This is a genomic window from Streptomyces sp. NPDC059897, from assembly GCF_042730865.1.
GTDB lineage: Bacteria > Actinomycetota > Actinomycetes > Streptomycetales > Streptomycetaceae > Streptomyces.
In genome coordinates this window covers 212,501-229,385 of sequence record NZ_JBHWKQ010000004.1, presented here as the reverse complement: position 1 = coordinate 229,385, position 16,885 = coordinate 212,501, and the positions used below count along the sequence as shown (strand labels likewise).

Annotated in this window: 16 protein-coding genes; 8 read left to right on the top strand and 8 right to left on the bottom strand. The window is 70.3% G+C overall.

The features are described 5' to 3' along the window. Positions 1-66 precede the first annotated feature (66 nt). The 4 genes from ACFV9W_RS07070 to ACFV9W_RS07055 all read left to right on the top strand — a co-directional run bounded on the left by ACFV9W_RS07070 (position 67) and on the right by ACFV9W_RS07055 (position 4,171). Positions 67-951 (top strand): hypothetical protein, encoded by an 885-nt coding sequence (locus ACFV9W_RS07070; RefSeq protein WP_385756396.1) that lies wholly within the window; start codon positions 67-69, stop codon positions 949-951. Positions 952-1,015: 64 nt separating this feature from the next. Beyond that, positions 1,016-3,178: a PQQ-dependent sugar dehydrogenase gene (locus ACFV9W_RS07065; protein WP_385756394.1), complete on the top strand. Its 2,163-nt coding sequence runs from the start codon at positions 1,016-1,018 to the stop codon at positions 3,176-3,178. Positions 3,179-3,258: 80 nt separating this feature from the next. Next, positions 3,259-3,756: an Imm50 family immunity protein gene (locus ACFV9W_RS07060; RefSeq protein WP_385756392.1), complete on the top strand. Its 498-nt coding sequence runs from the start codon at positions 3,259-3,261 to the stop codon at positions 3,754-3,756. Then, positions 3,746-4,171, top strand: coding sequence for an Imm50 family immunity protein (locus ACFV9W_RS07055; RefSeq protein WP_385756391.1), 426 nt, complete (start codon positions 3,746-3,748; stop codon positions 4,169-4,171). Before ACFV9W_RS07060 ends, ACFV9W_RS07055 begins: the two co-directional genes overlap by 11 nt. Positions 4,172-4,211: 40 nt before the next feature. On the opposite strand, the gene ACFV9W_RS07050 is transcribed toward ACFV9W_RS07055, so the two are convergent. Together ACFV9W_RS07050 and ACFV9W_RS07045 are read right to left on the bottom strand one after the other, a co-directional pair. Next, positions 4,212-5,621 (bottom strand): DUF3100 domain-containing protein, encoded by a 1,410-nt coding sequence (locus tag ACFV9W_RS07050; protein ID WP_385756390.1) that lies wholly within the window; start codon positions 5,619-5,621, stop codon positions 4,212-4,214. Between the two features lie 73 nt (positions 5,622-5,694). Further along, positions 5,695-6,942: an amidohydrolase gene (locus ACFV9W_RS07045; protein ID WP_385756388.1), complete on the bottom strand. Its 1,248-nt coding sequence runs from the start codon at positions 6,940-6,942 to the stop codon at positions 5,695-5,697. A 116-nt stretch (positions 6,943-7,058) separates the two neighbouring features. Between ACFV9W_RS07045 and ACFV9W_RS07040 the strand changes: the two genes are divergently transcribed. Further along, positions 7,059-8,033, top strand: a complete 975-nt coding sequence (locus ACFV9W_RS07040) for an Lrp/AsnC family transcriptional regulator (protein WP_385756386.1) — start codon at positions 7,059-7,061, stop codon at positions 8,031-8,033. A 149-nt stretch (positions 8,034-8,182) separates the two neighbouring features. Here the strand turns inward: ACFV9W_RS07040 and ACFV9W_RS07035 are convergent, their stop codons facing one another. Continuing rightward, entirely contained in the window at positions 8,183-9,154 is a 972-nt protein-coding gene (locus tag ACFV9W_RS07035) for an SDR family NAD(P)-dependent oxidoreductase (RefSeq protein WP_385756384.1), read from the bottom strand. Positions 9,155-9,209: 55 nt separating this feature from the next. Here ACFV9W_RS07035 and ACFV9W_RS07030 point away from each other — a divergent pair, with 55 nt between their 5' ends. After that, entirely contained in the window at positions 9,210-9,632 is a 423-nt protein-coding gene (locus ACFV9W_RS07030; protein ID WP_385756382.1) for a MerR family transcriptional regulator, read from the top strand. A 71-nt stretch (positions 9,633-9,703) separates the two neighbouring features. On the opposite strand, the gene ACFV9W_RS07025 is transcribed toward ACFV9W_RS07030, so the two are convergent. Continuing rightward, positions 9,704-10,531: an MBL fold metallo-hydrolase gene (locus ACFV9W_RS07025; protein ID WP_385756380.1), complete on the bottom strand. Its 828-nt coding sequence runs from the start codon at positions 10,529-10,531 to the stop codon at positions 9,704-9,706. A gap of 151 nt (positions 10,532-10,682) precedes the next feature. Continuing rightward, entirely contained in the window at positions 10,683-11,876 is a 1,194-nt protein-coding gene (locus tag ACFV9W_RS07020) for an MFS transporter (protein WP_385756378.1), read from the bottom strand. Between the two features lie 86 nt (positions 11,877-11,962). Here ACFV9W_RS07020 and ACFV9W_RS07015 point away from each other — a divergent pair, with 86 nt between their 5' ends. Both ACFV9W_RS07015 and ACFV9W_RS07010 read left to right on the top strand, forming a co-directional pair. Beyond that, a complete protein-coding gene (locus ACFV9W_RS07015) occupies positions 11,963-12,421 on the top strand; it encodes a winged helix-turn-helix transcriptional regulator (RefSeq protein ID WP_385756376.1) in 459 nt (152 codons plus the stop codon). Between the two features lie 104 nt (positions 12,422-12,525). Beyond that, on the top strand, positions 12,526-13,473 hold the full coding sequence (locus tag ACFV9W_RS07010; protein WP_385756374.1) for a GNAT family N-acetyltransferase: 948 nt from the start codon (positions 12,526-12,528) through the stop codon (positions 13,471-13,473). Here the strand turns inward: ACFV9W_RS07010 and ACFV9W_RS07005 are convergent. Genes ACFV9W_RS07005 through ACFV9W_RS06995 form a run of 3 tightly spaced genes read right to left on the bottom strand, consistent with a single transcriptional unit; the run spans position 13,448 to position 16,703 of the window. Further along, entirely contained in the window at positions 13,448-14,344 is an 897-nt protein-coding gene (locus tag ACFV9W_RS07005; RefSeq protein WP_385756372.1) for a carbohydrate ABC transporter permease, read from the bottom strand. The two genes, ACFV9W_RS07010 and ACFV9W_RS07005, sit on opposite strands and share 26 nt — an antisense overlap. A gap of 14 nt (positions 14,345-14,358) precedes the next feature. After that, on the bottom strand, positions 14,359-15,270 hold the full coding sequence (locus ACFV9W_RS07000) for a carbohydrate ABC transporter permease (protein WP_385756370.1): 912 nt from the start codon (positions 15,268-15,270) through the stop codon (positions 14,359-14,361). Then, positions 15,267-16,703, bottom strand: coding sequence for an extracellular solute-binding protein (locus ACFV9W_RS06995; protein ID WP_385756367.1), 1,437 nt, complete (start codon positions 16,701-16,703; stop codon positions 15,267-15,269). Before ACFV9W_RS06995 ends, ACFV9W_RS07000 begins: the two co-directional genes overlap by 4 nt. Positions 16,704-16,885: the final 182 nt, after the last annotated feature.

The window sequence follows — 16,885 nt, the reverse complement described above, 5'->3', positions numbered from 1 at the left end:
CTCGCGACGGCCGCGGGGGCGGCTCTGCTCGCCGCCGCGCTCGTCACCCCGCCCGCGGGCGCGTCCGTGCCGGATGCCGGGGCCTCGATCACCGGGGTGGGCGTCCGGGGGAGCCTGGTCGCGGGCTACGACTTCGAGCATCCGGACCCCGCGGACGCCACGCGTGAACGCGACGTGGGGCCGTCCGGTACCACCCTGTCGCTCGTCAACGGCGGCGCGGCGATGCGCGTGCGCGACGACTCCGACCCGCGGCGCGGCCACGTCCTGCAGACCCGGCAGGTCGCCCCGGAGGCGGCGGGCAACGACGACTGGAAGGCAGGTGTGTACGAGCCGGGTGGCGCGGCCTCCCTGCACGCGTTCAACGGGGCGCGCCAGGCCACCGTGATGGGCTGGTTCCGCACCACCGGGCAGAACCCGAGCCCGAATTCGGGTTCGGCCGACCCCGCCGACCGCTACAACGCCATCGGCCTGTCGGGCCTCCTCACCGGGGACTCCAACGGGCACGACGTGCGCGCCCTGCTCGAACTCATCGACGTAGACGGCGAGTTGCGGCTCGTGGCCCTGGGGCGTCGCGTGGATGGCGCCGCGTCCCAGACCTTCGCGGCGGACGGCGACTGGCGCACCCACCTGCCGGACGGTCAGTGGGTGCATCTGGCCGCGACGTTCGACTTCGACACGGGCGAGATGGCGCTGTACCGCAACGGGCGTGCCCTGCCCGGCAGTTACGTGCGCGACGACGACCCGTGGGCGCTCGCCGGAGAGCCGGAGCCCGACCGCGCGTCGCCGACCGACCCGCGCGGCATCAAGATCGGCGGGAGTTTCCCGCAGAACATGCGCGAGGCCAACCCCTGCAACTGCCGCATGGACGACCTGCTGTTCACGGACCGTGCCGCGACCCCTGGCCAGGTCATGGCCGAGTACCGCCGCACCGGAGGACGCCCCGCGTCGTGATCCACTCGTCCGTTCTCGCCGCCGCCGAGCGCACCTTCCGCACCCCCACACGAAGGGACCCGTCTTGACCCCATCGGCCCCGCACGTCCGGCCACGCAGGAGACCACTCCTCGTCCGACTCCTCACCGGCGCCCTGGTCGCCGCGACACTCACGGCGGCGCCGGTGGCGGCACCAGTGGCGGCGACCGCTTCGGCGGGCGCGGCCGAGGCGCCCGTCGACGCCGCGTCCGCCGCCGTCACCGACCCCATTCCCGGCAAGCCGGTCACCTCCGGACTCGGCCTGGAAGTGGAGGAGTTCGCCCAGCTCCCGAAGTCCGAGCCGCGCCCCGGACCGGTCGAGGACGACCGGCTGATCCGACACAACCGCATCAACTACCTGACACCGTTCCCCGACGGCTCGAACCGCCTCGCCGTCGCGGACCAGAACGGCATGTTCTACTCCCTGAACAAGGACGGCTCCGGGCAGCGCCCCTACCTGGACCTGTACAAGGAGTTCTCCTCCGCGTACTACGCCAGCCGGGGCCTGGGCACCGGCTTCGGCTACGTCACCTTCGACCCGGACTTCCGGCACAACGGCCGCTTCTACACCGTCCACACCGAGAAGCCCGAACTGACAGACGCCAAGCCGGACTTCGACCAGCCGAGCGGCAACGGCTTCCACGGCATCGTCACCGAGTGGATCGCCGACGACCCGAGTGCCCCCACTTTCTCCGGCACCCACCGCGAACTGCTCCGCATCGGCTTCAACGGCCAGGTCCACGGCGTCCAGCAGATCGACTTCAACCCGACGGCCAAGCCCGGCGACGCCGACTACGGGCTCCTGTACATCGCGGTCGGCGACGGCGGCAAGGGCAACTCCACCGGCGACCCGCAGAACCGCGCCCTCCCGCACGGAAAGCTCCTGCGCATCGACCCGCGCGGCCACGACAGCGCGAACGGCGAGTACGGCATCCCGCCCGCCAACCCGTTCGTCGACGAGACCGGGGCCCTCGGCGAGATCTACGCGATCGGCATGCGCGACCCGCACCGCTTCAGCTGGGACCCCCGCGGCAGCCACCGCATGTTCCTCTCCCACGTAGGCGAGCACGCCATCGAGTCCGTCTACGAGGTGCAGGCCGGAGACAACTACGGCTGGAGCGAACGCGAGGGCGCCTTCGTCTTCGACAAGAAGGCCACCGACCCCTGCGCCAAGATCCTCCCGCTGCCCGCCGACGACGCGAAATACGGCTACACCTACCCCGTCGCCGCCTACGACCACGACCCGCCGGCCGACTGGAACTGCAAGTCCGACGTCGGCGTCGGCATCTCCGGCGGCTACGTCTACCGCGGCCACGACCTGCACGGACTGCAGGGCAAGTACATCTTCGGTGACATCGTCGACGGCCGACTCCTCTACTCGGACACCGCCGACATGCGCCGCGCGAAGCCCGGCACGCAGCAGCGCCTGGCGCGGCTGCACAGCCTGATGGTCTACGACGCGAAGTCCGGCAAGCGGGTCACCATGCAGCAACTCGCCGGCGACAAGCGCGTCGACCTGCGCTTCGGGCAGGACGCGGAGGGCGAGCTCTACATCCTCTCCAAGGCCAACGGAAAGATCTGGAAGGTGACGGGCACGCGCACGTTCGCGAGCTGCGACACGAGCGGCACCACCCTCTCCAACGTCATGTCCGAGGAGAACTGGGCACCTGTCACCCCCTCGAAATGGCAGTTCAAGGACGGCGAGGCGGTAATGACCGAGCCGGGCGTCGAACGCCCCGGCCCCCGCCGCCCGTACGAGTACGCGGTACTCACCGCAGGCCCTGCCTACCGCAACGTCCGCGTCGACGCCGAAGTCCGCATCGACACCCCGACCGACGTCGACAACCGGGACGTGATCGTCGTCCTCGGCCACGAGTCGGACACCCGCTTCGGCTACGCACACCTCTCCCAGGACAACTCCATCTACCCGCACAACGGCGTCTTCACGGTGGACGACGCCGACCGGCTCCGGGTGGAGGACCAGTGGAACGGCACCACCGGCGCCCCACCGGCGATCAGCGACGCGGCGTGGCACCAAGTCTCGGTCGTGCGCTGCGGCGACACCGGCGAGACAGCGGTCTACATGGACGGCTCACCCCACCCCTTGATGACAGCGGTCAGCACCCGCCCCGGCGACGGCCGAATCGGCTTCGGCTCCTTCGACAACGCGGGCCGGATCCGCGGGGTGAAGGTGTCCGGCAACTCGTAAGGTGCCGGGTGCGGCGGCCGGGGCCAACTGGGCGCCGGCCGCCGAGAGGTGTTGCCCCGTACCCGAAAGGCGCTGGCGCCATGACTGCTCCACTGGTCCCGGTGGACCCCGAACCGCTTCGCCGGCTCTACGGCGACTTCCCGAGGCTGGACGAATTCCGGCTCCGTTCGGTCAACGTGAACCGATGGGGCCCTTCGCTCGTACTCCGCGTCGACCTGCCCGAATTTCCCGCGCACCCGCCCGAGGAGTGGGTGGCGAGCGAGTGCGACGTGGTGCAGTGCCACATTCACTTCGGAGCCGTCGAACGTCTCGAACTGCAGGCATGGAATCCACCGACGTGGGCTCGACTGAGCACTGCGCCCACGGAGCAGGCACGCATGATTGACGTATCCGTCCAAGGGGCCGGGCTCGCGCTCCGGTTCCGCGGCCATGAGTCGGTGGCCATCCGTCACATCAGCGCCTTCCGGGCCACGCCGGACGCATCCGACGAGGTTCCTCATCACTTCCTGAGCAAGCTCGACGCCCGCCTCTTCTCGACGCTCCCGGGCACTCACGAAAAGGCCTTCTATGCACGGTGACGGGCAGGACAGCCAGGGCGACTGGATCCAACTGCTCACCGATCCCCGCCTCATGACGGACCTTTATGACGCGCCGCCCGAGCTGAGCCGCTGCGACCTCTTCTACGTCCACCTCGACGAACGCGGAGACTCCGTGACGCTGGGTTTCGACACCTCGTACCTCCCCGCCCGCCCCCTGCCTGAATGGCAGGCAACGGACTTCAACACCTTCGAGTTCCACCTGCGGTTCAACTCGGTCGAGGAACTGCGTTTCTCGGGGTGGTCGGCTCCGGCGCCGGAGCCCGTGCTGACGTCTTCCGGCACCGACGGAGGGGTGAACTTCGCCGCGCGCGGTCCCGGCTCACTTCTCGAGTTCACGGCGAGGCAGGTCGAGATCACCTGCATGCGTACCTACCTGGCCTCCTCGGCTCCCTGAGCACATGCGGCGTACGCCGGTACCTGCGGAGCCCCTGCCCTCACCCCCACAACCCCAGCGCGAACTCCGCCGCGACGGTCGACAGGGTGAAGGAGGCGATGATCGCTGTCGTGCCCACGGGGATGATCCGCCAGCCGATCTTGCGCAGCATCGGGAGGTCCTTGCCGAGGCTCAGGCCGGCGATGGTCAGGAGCGTCGTGATGACCGTCAGGATGTCCACGCTCTCGCCGACCTCGGCCAGCCAGTCGGCGGCCGGGGACATGGGGGAGGTGAGCAGCGCGCCGAGCGTGATCACGACGACGACCGCGGGCAGTCGGCCGCGCGTGACACGGGCGGCGCCGAGACCGGCCAGGACGAGCGTGCTGAGGACCGCGTAGCAGGCGAGCATCGACCAGGAGAAGCGGTGCGCCGCGACGGCCGCGACCAGGAGGCCGATTCCGGCGACGATGGCCGTCGTGGTCCAGAGCGGTACCTGCGTCGTGGTCGGGGCGGTGGCGGTCGTGCTCTGTGGCTCCGGCGCCGACTCGGTCTTCGGCTTCGGGTCGGTCTCACGGTTCCCGGTGAGCAGGCGGTAGCAGCGGTCCGCCAGCGGCAGGGACACCCACACGCCGATGTACAGGCCGAGCACGCTGGTGATCAGATTTGACGTGGAGGCCAACGCGACGGCCTGGTCGGCGAGTTCGGGGTGGGCCGCGACGATCGAGGCGGCGCCCGCGGCCATCATCGACGACGAGCCGACGCCCGCGCCCATGGCGAGCGCGCGGGGATCGAAGATCCCGAGGGAGGCGGCCAGCGAGGCCACCAGGCTGACGACGAGCGCGCCGAAAATCGTGCCGTACACGTACATCGACAGCACGCCGCGGTACTGCGGGGAGTCGGAACCGTAGCGCTCGCTCACCATCGCGAAGGATGTCTCGCGGTCGATGGAGAAGGTGGCGCCGATCGTCGCGGGCCCCATGCGCAGGAGTACGGCGAGGGGGAGGGCGACCAGGATCGTGCCGAACAGGTGCCCCACCTCCTGGAGGAGCAGCGCGGGTCCGGCGTCCAGGAGCATCGGGATGCTGGGGCCGATGGTGAACGCCAGCCGGGCGCCGAGCACGAGGACCGCGATGCCCATGACGACGTTGGCGGCTTGTTGCAGGTCGACGGGGAGCGGCCTGATCCGCTGGCCGGACGCGAAGGCACCGGCCAGCAGGCCCCAGATCATCGGCAGGAGCGTGACCGCCGCGGCACCGATGGGGACGACGATCGGGCCGACCGCCTGGGCGGCCGCCGCGAATACCGCGGCGAGCCCGATCAGGAGCCACAGGCGGGTGCTGCGCAGGGTGAGTCTGACGGTGGGGGTGGCGGCGGGGGCGTCATCGTCGTGTGTTGTGGGGTGTGTCCCGTGTGTTGTGCTCGCCCCGGAAGCGCCCGTAGAGGCATCCGGGGTGCGGGAGTTGGTGTTCATTCGGTCTCTCCTGGCTGGCAGGCGCACGGTCGCGGTGAGGAGGGGATCGGTCGCGGTGGGGAAGGGGCCGGGCTCATGCCTCGAAGGCGATCCGGGTGGACCCTGCCGGACGCTCGGCGGTGCGGCGGCGGAATTCGGCGCGCAGCTCGTCGTCGAGTGCGACGTCGAGCGCGGTCCAGGCGAGCGCCACGGCACCGTCGACCACCGCGTCGTCGGCCGCGGGGGTGGCGGCCGCGGCGGCGAAGTCCGGGTTGTGCGGCACACTGTCCTCGCCGAGGAAGGCGATCATGGGGTGGATGCTGGGGACGACCTGCGACACATTGCCCATGTCGGTGGAACCCCCACCGGCCGACGGGGCGCCCTCGATGGTCCGGCCGCGGGCGCTCAGGTTGTCGTCCCACAGTGCGCAGAGGGTGTAGTCCGGTGACATGGGGGCGTACGGGTGCTCCGTCGGCGCCCACTCCCAGGTGCACCCCGTCGAGATGGCGGAGCCCTCGAAGCATGCGAGGACGCGCTTCTTCATGTCGCGCCAGTCGTCCAGCTCGTAGGCGCGGATCTCCACCTGCACCGTGGCGCGGTCCGGGATGATGTTCGTGGCCTCGCCGCCCAGGGACACGAACGCGTTGAGGTTGGTGTCACTCGGCAGGTGCTGGCGCAGCAGGCCGATGGCGGTGAGGGACAGGGTTGCGGCGGCGCCGGCGTTGATGCCCTGCTGCGGGGCCGCCGCGGCGTGCGCGGTACGGCCGCTGAAGGTCACCTCGAAACGGTCGACGGCGGTGGACCGGAAGGCGTCCGCGGGCCGGTCGCCGCCGGTCATGCCGTGGACCATCATCGAGACGTCCACGTCCTCCCACGCGCCCGCGACGAGCATGGGGACCTTGCCCCCGCCGTGCTCCTCCGCGGGCGTGCCGAGCAGCTTGATCCGGAGCCCCGCCTCGTCCGCCACCGGAGCCAGCGCGAGCGCGGCCCCGACGCCCGCCGCGGCGATCACGTTGTGGCCGCAGGCGTGGCCGATCCCCGGCAGGGCGTCGTACTCCGCGCAGATCGCCACGGTGAGGTCACCGGTCCCGTACACGGCCTCGATCGCCGTCTCCACCCCGTACGCCCCCACCTCGACGGCGAAGCCCGCCTCATCGAGGACCCGTGCCACGCGCGCGGCCGAACGGTGCTCCTGCCAGGACAGCTCGGGGTCGGCGTGCAGCGCGTGGCTCAGCTCCAGGAGCTGCGCGCGGCGACGGGCCACCTCGGCCTCGGCGCGCCGCTTCGCGTCCGTCGTCGTCGCGAGGCGTTCGGGGGTACGGGGGGAGGTCGTGTTCGTCAACGTCGTCGGTCCTTCACGCTCGGATTTCTGGTGGCGTGCAGTGTGATCCGTACAGTGAGGTCGACCGGGGAATGTGCAGATAAACTGCGGAAGTGAGCACTCGGGCACAGGAAAATATGCTCGCTCCCACGGATGAGCGCCTCATCCACGCCCTGCAGATCGAACCCCGTGCCGGCTGGACGGATCTGGCGCCGGTGGTGGGGGTGGACGCGGCGACGCTGGGCCGCAGGTGGAGCAGGCTGCGCGACGACGGCATCGCCTGGGTCACCGGCTTCCGCCCGCGCCGACAGCTCGCCCTGATCGAGATCGAGTGCGAGCCCGCCCAGAGCGAGGCGACCGCGCGTGAACTCGCGCGTGATCCCGCCGTGTGGGTACTCGACTGCTGCTCGGGGGCCCGGGATCTGCTCGCGATCGTCTCCTTCGACGATCTCGCCACGCTCTCGGACTACGCGCTGCGGGGCCTGGGCGAGATGAAGGGACTGCGCAGCGTGCGCACCCACCCCGTCAACGAGGTTCTCGTCGACGCGGCGAACTGGCGTCTGCGCGCGCTGACTTCGGAGGAGGCCGCGCGCGTGCGCCCGCCCCGCGGACCCCGCGCCCGTGCGGCACGCCTGGTGGCCGACGACCTGAGGGAGGCCATCGAGGCGGAGGTGTGGCGCGACGGCCGTGTCCCGGTCACGGACATCGCCGAGAAGCACGGCTTCTCGCCGCAGCGGGTCGCGGACGCCCTGGCGACGCTGCGGCGCAACGGCGAGCTGCACTTCCGCACCGACCTCGCCCGCGAGGTCTCCGGCTGGCCCATCTACACCTGGTACTTCGTCGAGGCGTCCGCCCGCACCATCGAGACGGTCCGCACGTCACTCGCGACCGTGCCCGAGGTCCGCCTCGCCTTCACCTCACCGAGCCGCTACAACCTGATCCTCGCGGTGTGGCTGCGCAAGATGGCCGACGTGAACCGCTTCGAGATGGCCCTCGGCTCGGCCCTCCCGGACTCCCGCATCGCCGACCGGTCGGTGGTCCTGAGCATCAGGAAACACATGGCGCAGATCATCGGGCCCGATACGCGGTCGCTGGGGCATGCCGGGCCATGAACAGGGTGAACGCGAACCTGCCTGACCCCTGGCCGGACGTCTGTTCATGGAGCGCCGACACCGACGTGACGCCGGCTGCCGCGCGTGACCGGCTCCTCCGGAGGGGCTCGTGAGCAGGAGGGGGGGCGAGGCAAGTGCAGGGTGTGGGGTCATCGGGGGACCGGTGTGGCGCCGGTCGCGGCGAGTGACATCGACCAGAGCCGGGCCGCCTGGTCGGGGTCGATGGCGTACGCGCGGACGCCGCCGTCGTCCATGGGCGCGTCGGGCGCGGAGACGCGGGTGATGTCGCAGTCCTCCAGGTAGAGACCGCCCCGGCCGTCGAGAAGCGGGGACGTGGCGGCCCACAGGCCGGTGGCGGCTCCCTGGGACGGGGTCTTGAAACCGTCGCCGACGACCGTGCCGTGTTCGTCCACCCAGCCGCGGTCGATCTGGGCCTGGAGCGTCATCTCCCGCTGAAGACCAGTGATGATCTTGCCGGGGTGGAGGGCGAACGCCCGGATGCCGTCGTCCTTCCCGAAGGCGTCGAGGTGCACGGCGAAGAGTGCGTTGGCGGTCTTGGCCTGGCCGTAGGCCAGCCACTCGTCGTAACCGGTACGGAAGTGAGGGTCGTGCCAGCGGATGCCGGTGAGGGTGTGGCCCGCCGAGCTGTTGACGACGACGCGCGCGCCACCGGCGGCAGCCAGGAGCGGGTAGAGCTCACAGGCGAGCGTGAAGTGCCCGAAGTGGTTGACGGCGAACTGCCCTTCCCAGCCGGGCCCGACGCGCCGCTCCGGGGTGGCCATGACGCCTGCGACGGCCATCAGGAGGTCGAGCCGGTCGAACCGGGCGCTGATCTGCGCGGAGGCTGCGCGTACGCCGGTGATGTCGGCCAGGTCCATGGGGACGACCTCGCAGTTCTCCACCCCCTCAAGAGCGGCACGGGCGACGTCGGGGCGGCGAGCGGGAACGATGACGCGGGCTCCGCCGTCCGTCAGCGCCCTCGTGGTCTCCAGCCCGAGGCCGGAGTAGCCCCCGGTCACCACGGCAGTCGTTCCGGAGAGATCGAGGCCGGCCATGACAGCCTCAGCGGTGGTGGAGGTGGAGAAGGGCGAGCCGAGCGGCTGCTGTTCAGTAGTGGTCATGTCGCGGACGCTACGATCTAGAGCGAGGTCTAGATCAAGTCCAGGTGGGAGCGGCATGACGAACACCGAGGCCGCCGCGCCGTCGCTGAGCATTGGTGAGGTGGCGGAGCGGACCGGGCTGAGCGTGCACGCCCTGCGCTACTACGAGCGCGAGGGCCTGCTCGTCGGGCCGGTCCAGCGCACATCGGGCGGGCGGCGGCGCTACACCTCGCTCGATGTCGACTGGCTGCTCATCTGCGTCAAGCTCCGCGAATCCGGCATGCCGCTCGCGGACCTCAAGCACTTCGCCGAATTGGTACGCCGTGGTCCGGGCAACGAGGCGGAACGGCTGCAGTTGCTCGACGCCCACCGGCAGCGCGTCGACACACAGATCCAGGCGCTGGAGGAGTGCCGGTCCGTCATCGCGTGGAAGGTCGGCGTCTACACCGAGCACCTTGCCCGTGGTGAGGCCGACGGGCTCTGGGACCCGACGGCCTGACGCGAGCGGGGGAGACCGCGGCGAGCGCGCTGTGCCGCTCCGGTGTCTGCAACTGGCCTGTCCCGCAAGACCTACCCACTCGTTCCGCCGGCCCCTTTTCGCCGGGCGACGCTCTCCGCCTGTCCCTCGTGGATGTCGTTCACCCACTCCCAGCCGGGCCTCGCGGACGCGCCGAGGCGGGGGTCCTTGGGGGTGTGGCCGTCCCGCAGGGCGTGTACGTACGCGCGGTCCTGGTCGATCCGTGTCCGGACCTCGTCGCCGCTGCCGACGGACCCGTGGCCGGGGATCACGACGTCGACGCCGTCCGCCGCGTCCTCGAGGCGCCGCAGGCCGATGAGGTAGTCCTCGATCGGTGTGGCGGAATCGTCGAGCATGGGGATCAGGACGTCGGAGAGCATGTCGCCCGCGACGAGGACCCCGCTCTGTTCCAGCAGCAGCGCGGCGTGGCCCGGGGCGTGGGCCGGGTGTTCGATGATGCGGAGTTCGGGGCCTGACCAGGGGATCCGTGTGGTTCCGGTGGGCAGGGGCGTGATGCGGCCGAAGAGGTCCAGTGGGGTTTCCTCGGCGATTTCCGGTGGCAGGCCCGCGGCGAGTCGGGGCTTCCAGTCCGGGTGGGACAGAAGGTCGTCCAGGAACCGCGCGCAGCGGGCCGTCCCGTAGCGGGGTGCTTCGCCCAAGTCGGTGTGCCAGAGCGCGTGATCCCAGTCGGGGTGCGTCGCGAAGCCGGCCGTTACGGGCCATCCGTGCTTGCGAAGGTCGTTCGCCAGGCAGGTCAGTTCGGCGTCCGTGATCCCGGGGTCGACGAGCAGCACGCCGTCCGTGCCCTGCACGACAACGGTGTTGTTCTGGAGCAACTCGCTCCGGTGGACCAGCACTCCGTCCGCGACCTGCTGCAACATGGGGTGCCTCCCGTTCGTGGCCCGCAGTCGGTTGTTCGGACGGTAGCGCACCGGCGCCGCCCCCGAGGCCTATCTGCGCGAGGCCCTCACGGACCCGGACCCGGACCCGGACGCGGTGGCCGCGGCGGCGACGCGGCTCGGTGACCGGTAGTCACCGTCCGTCCGTAGCAGGCCCGAACGTCGGCGACGTCTGCGGCGCCCGTCGGGTCGCCGCCCAGACCGCCAGTGCGCAGAGGGCGAAGGCGGCGCCGAGAAGGCTGGATCCGGCCCACCCCGCGGCCGAGTAGATCGCGGTGGTGCCGATTGCTCCGACGGCTGAGCCGAGGGAGTAGAAGAGCATGTAGCCGCCGATGACGCTGCTCGTGTGCCGCGCGTATGCGGCCGTCAGTATGTGTTGATTGCTGACGTGTACCGCCTGCACAGCGAAGTCGAGGACGACCACACCGACGACGACCGGCCAGAGCGACCAGGACGCCTGTCCGGTCGCCAGCCACGAAGCGGCCAGGAGTACAAGCGCGCCACCCGTGATGACAGAGGAGTGGCCGGTGTCGGCCCCCAGCCCGGCCCGGGAGGCGCCCAACGCCCCGGCGAGTCCGGCGATCCCGAAGAGGCCGACCTGAGCCGTGCTCAGATGCCATGGCTCGGCTGCGAGCGGCAGGGACAGGCCGCTCCACAGCACGCCGAAGGAAGCGAACAGGAAGAACGCGATCAGTCCACGCGAGACGAACAGTCCCTCACGGAACAGGCGGCCGAAGGAGATCAGTACCGCGCCGTACGAGGCACGTTCGCCGCGCGGATCGGCCGGCAGGAGCTTGAGCACGAGGCAGGCCAGCACGAGGAGGAGCCCCGCGAGGGTGACGTAGATGCTTCGCCATCCCCAGAGTGCGGCGAGGCTTCCCGCGAGTACCCGTGCTCCGAGGATGCCGATGATGACGCCGGAGGTCACGGCGCCGAGGGTGCGGCCGCGTTCCGCCGCCGCGGACAGGTCGGCGGCGAAGGCGACCGTGGTCTGGACGACGACCGCGAACAGCCCGGCGAGGGCCAGCCCTGCAAGCAGCAGCCACACCTGACCCGCGACCGCGGTCAGGGCCGTGCCGGCCGCGGCAAGGAGGAGGTGTACGGCGATGAGCTTGCGCCGGTCGAACATGTCGCCCAGCGGGACAAGCAGGACCAGGCCGATCGGGTAGCCGAGTTGCCCGGCGGTGACGATCCGTCCCAGGTCGGCCTCCGGCAGTCCGAGGTCCTTGCCGATCTGCGTCAGGACGGGCTGCGCCACGTAGATCGTCGCTACCGCGACCGCGCAGATCACCGCGAACAGCACCCTGCGGCCATGCGTAAGGCTCACCGACTCACCTCTCGATAAGTAGCAAATCGCAACCAAATTGAAGGTACGGCAGAATGGTTTTGATCCGCAACTCTTCAGGAGGAGTGATGGCTGGCGCAGCGCCCCATGCCGAGGGGATGTCCTGGACCGACCCCGACTGTCCCGTCGCGCGCACGCTCGACCTGGTCGGAGACCGATGGAGCCTGCTGATCGTTCGCGACGCGATGGACGGCGCGCGGGCGTTCACCGACTTCCAGCAGCGCACGGGGATCGCGCGGAACATCCTCACCGACCGCCTACGGCGCCTGGTCGAACGAGGGATCCTCGACCGGCGGACCGCTCCGACGGGGCGGCGGCAGAACTATGTCCTCACGGAGGCGGGCCGTGACCTCTTCGCCGTCATCGTCGCCGCACGGCAGTGGGGTGAGCGACACGCCTTCGCGCCAGGTGAAACGCACTCGGTGCTCGTTGATGAGAGCGGCCTTCCGCTCCCCGAAGTACGCCCTGTCGACGCGCACGGCAGCCCCGTGGGGGTCGAGACGACCTCGGTGCGGCGAGAGCGCTGACTGCGGGACGGTCCGGCCCTGCGTATCGCCCCCGGCCGACCGGGAATTCATCACCGTGGCGACCGGGCACTCCTGCAAGTCACGCACATCCGGGACCATGAACCATGCTCACGGACAACTGGCAACTCACCGACGACGTCGACGACTTCCTCGCCCGAGCCGGAGACTTCCTGCGCTCGCGGCCCGCGATGCACAACACGCCACTGACGGACATCGAGAAGCTGCGGACGTGCGGGGCTGACGCGCAGGCGGGCGAAGGAGGCATCTTCGGCCTGCTGGAGTCAGCGGGCGAAGTCTGCGCCGTCTTCTATCGCAGGCCGCGCGGACACCTGTGGGTCACCCCGCTCTCCGCCGAGCGGGTCGACATCCTCGTCGCTCACCTGGCAGGCCTCGGCCACTCCCCGTCCGGCGTCATCGCAGACCACGACACCGCCACCGCTTTCGCGGAGGCATGGCAGCGGCACACAGGCGCAGCGCACACCCCTGTCTGGCAGACACATCTCTATCGTCTTGGCACGCTCACCCCGCCCCGGCGGACCCCGGCGGGCCGGGGCCGCGTGACGGGTGAGAGCGACCGCGAACAAGTCGTGCGCTGGTGTCGTGAGTTCTGCGTCGACGTCGGGGAGCAGCGCTCCATCGACTTGATCGACGCCGGCTCCTGGGACGACTCGCGCTTCGGCGACAGACACTTCACGTTCTGGGAGGACTCCGACGGCACTCCCGTCTCCATGGCGGCCACGACATCGATGGTCGGGGGGATGGTTCGGGTGGACCCCGTCTACACCCCCGCCCACCTCCGGGGCCACGGCTACGCGGGCGCCGTGACGGTCGCGGCCAGCAGGGCGGCGCTGACCTCGGGTGCGACGGACGTCGTCCTGTTCGCGGACCCGGCCAACCCCACCAGCAACGCCCTCTACCAGCGCATCGGATACGTCCACATCGCCGACTTCACCGGCTACGAGTTCTCCCCGGGCGCGGCCCGCGACCAGAGCCGGCGGTACAGCAGCGACTTGAACCGACCGGCGCTCAGCCCTTCAGCCCCGACGACGTGATCCCCTCCCGCAACGGCCGCTGCCCGATCACGAACACCACCACCGCCGGGATCATCGACAGGACGACCCCCGCCAGGACCACGGAGATCGACCCCGTGCCGAGGTTCCCCTGGAGGGAGACCAGGCCCAGCGGCATCGTGAAGTTCTGGTTGCTGGTCTCCAGGATCAACGGGCGGAAGAATTCGTTCCAGTGGTAGTTGAAGGCCAGTACGCCGACGATGGCGAGACCCGGTGTCGCCAGCGGTGCGTACACCGAGCGGAAGACCCGCCACGGGCTCGCTCCGTCGATCATGGCGGCCTCGCCCAGCTCCTTCGGCATCGTCAGGAAGTACTGGCGCATCAGGAACGTTCCGAACGCGGTCGGAACCGCCGGCACGATGAGGGCGAGGAGCGTGTCCGTGAGCCCCATGCCCTTCAGGATCAGGAACACCGGCACGATCGTGACCTGCACCGGCACCATCATCGTGGCGAGGACCAGGCCGAACAGCGGCCGCTTGAAACGGAAGTCGAGGAGGGCGAACGCGTAGCCGGCAAGGCCCGCCGTGAGCATCTGTCCGACGGCGATGAGGCCGGTCACCAGCGCGGAGTTGAGCGCGAGCAGCCACACGTCGAGCTGTCCGAAGACCTGCCGGTACGCCGAGAGGGTGCCGTCGGCCGGGATCAGCTGCGGCGGCAGGTCGAAGGACTCGGCCGGCGAGCGCAGCGACGTGGACACCGTCCACACCACGGGACCGATGGTGAGCAGCGCGACGACGAGCAGTCCCGCGACGCGCGCCACCGTGCCGAGTCGCCGCACGGTCAGCGAGCCGACCCGCTCGCGCAGCCGCTCCGGCGCGCTCGGGGAAGTAGAGGAGTACGACACTGCGGTCATGGTGGGAAGGCCTCTCACTGGTAGTGCACGAAACGGCGGCTGAGGCGGAACTGCAGCGCGGTGACGGCGAGGATCAGCGCGAACAGCACCACACCCACCGCCGACGCCTCCCCGAACCGCAGCTGCTCGAAGGCGGTCTGGTACAGCACCATCACCGCGGTGCGTGTCGCGTCGCCGGGCCCGCCGTCGGTGAGCACGTACGGCTGCTCGAAGACCTGCAACGCGTTGATGACACCGACGACGGAGGCCACCAGCAGCGTGGGGGAGAGCAGCGGGATGGTGATCCGCAGGTGCTTGCGCAGGCCCGTCGCGCCGTCCATCGCCGCCGCCTCGTGCAGCTCGCGCGGGATGTTGGCGAGGCCGCCGACGAAGAGCAGGAAGGAGAAGCCGAACTGCTGCCATACGTAGACGAGGACCACCGCGGCCATCGCCCAGCCCTCGGAGGTGAGCCAGGGCACGGGGGCGGCGCCGACCTGCCCGAGCAGCCAGTTGACGACGCCGAAGTCCTGGTTGAACAGGTACTTCATGACGACCGAGATGGACGCCGCCGACAGCACGAGCGGAAAGAAGAACGCGGAGCGCAGGGCCTGTTGGATCCAGCGCGGCATCCGCCCCTGCAACGCCAGCGCGAGGACGAGCGCGACCGCGAGCTGAAGTGTCACGGCGAACACCATGAAGAGCAGTGTGTTGCGGAAGGCCGTGAGGATCGAGGTGTCGGCGGTCAGCTCGCTGTAGTTGGAGACACCGGCGTACGTCGGGCGGTCGATGACGTCCCAGTGGAAGAAGGACAGGACCACCGATCCGACGATCGGCACCACGGTGAAGACGAGCACACCGAGCATGGTCGGCGCGAGGAACAGCCAGGCGGTGACCCGCGCGGCCCGGCTCGCGCCCGTGGCGGCGGACGGGCTCTGGGTGCCGCTCATACGTCACGCTCCATGGCTCGCTCCAGGTCCCGTTGCAGCGCCCGCAGCGCCGGTTTGACGCCGCGACGGCTGCCGAGGGCGGTCGCGGTGTGCTTGGTCAGGGCGAGGTCGACGGCGGCGACCTGCGGCGGGGCCGGGATCGGGCCGGTGGTGGGGAAGTGATCGAGGGTGTCGTAGAAGACTTCCCAGTGGGCCGGGCCCGTCTTGGCGTACCGCTCGGCGTTCACCATGGAGCGGCGGGCGGGAGTGGTCTGGTTCGCCTGGAAGAGCCGTGTCATCACGTCCCTGCGGACCGAGTACTTCACGAACTCCCACGCCTCGTCCTGCCGCTTCGAGGTGCGCAGGATCGCGTACCCGGCGGCGCCGTACTGGTGGCGCTGGGTACGCCAGCGCGGGAAGAACTGGGTGTCGTACGCGTCCCTGCGCACGCCCGCCGTGCTCAGCCCGCCAGCCCAGAAGCCACCTGCGGGGGTGGCGCCGACGCGGCCGGTGGAGAACGCGCCGATCAGGTTGGTGCCGCTGCCGCCTTCGGGGCGCGAGCACAGGCCGTCCCGGACGAGCGAGGCCAGGTACTCGTAGACCTCCTCCACGCGCGTGTCGAGCGCCTGCGGGGTGGTCCAGCGGAAGCCGCCGCCCCGGCCGCGGCGCATCTTGGGGTCGTAGAAGGTGTTCCAGAGCCAGTCGCCGCCGGGCGCCTTGGACTCGGCAAGGACGTTGGTGCCGTTCGCGAAGAGCCATGGCACCACGCCGCCCCACAGGCGGTTGGTCCAGAAGAACGGGGTGAAGCCGCGGCCGCCCGCGCGCTTCATGTCGCGAAGCAGCGCGGTGAAGTCGTCGCGGGTCCAGTCGGTGGGCGGGAGTTCGGCGCCCGTGCGGGCGAGGACCTTCTTGCTGAGGTACATGTCCGCGGCGTTGAACTCGACGGGGAGCTGATACAGCGACCCCTCGTACATCATCGACTCGACGAGCGAGGGGTGGACGTCGGCGAAGAACTCCCGCAGTTCACCGGCGTCCCGGCGGACCCGGTCGTCGAGGGCGAGGCCGAGCCGGTCGGCGAAGAGCTGCACGCCCTCGGTGGCGACGTACACCACGTCGGGGGCGCTGCCCGCGGCGATCTGGGTGAGGATCTTGGCGAAGAAGTCGTTCCAGTCGGTGGCCTGCACGGCGAGCAGCCGGACCTTGATGCCGGGGTGCAACCGGTGGAAGTCCTCGACCAGCACGCTCTGTTGGTTCGGGTCGATCGCGGAGCCGAGGATCGCGACGGTGAGCATGGACCCGTCGCGGCCCGGGATGTCGGAGGCCGTGAGCCGGTCCCAGCTCGCGGCGGTGGAGGCGAGTCCGGCCGCGGCGAGGCCGTAACCGCCGGCGCGCAGGAGTGTGCGGCGGCCGGGGGCGCCGCGGCGTGGGGCCGGGGGTGGTGCGGGTGTGGTCATGGCCGCCGTCCCGTGGCAGTGGGGAACATCAAGTCCGACCTAACTCGTGATAGTTGAGGTGACCCCGGGATGATGAAAGCGGCGGACGGGTCGCGTCAAGAGGGTGGCCCGAGGTTTTTTCGGATCCCCCGAACCCCTTGCGGGACTTGACCTAGCACGAGTTAGGTTCAAGCTCGTCCGAG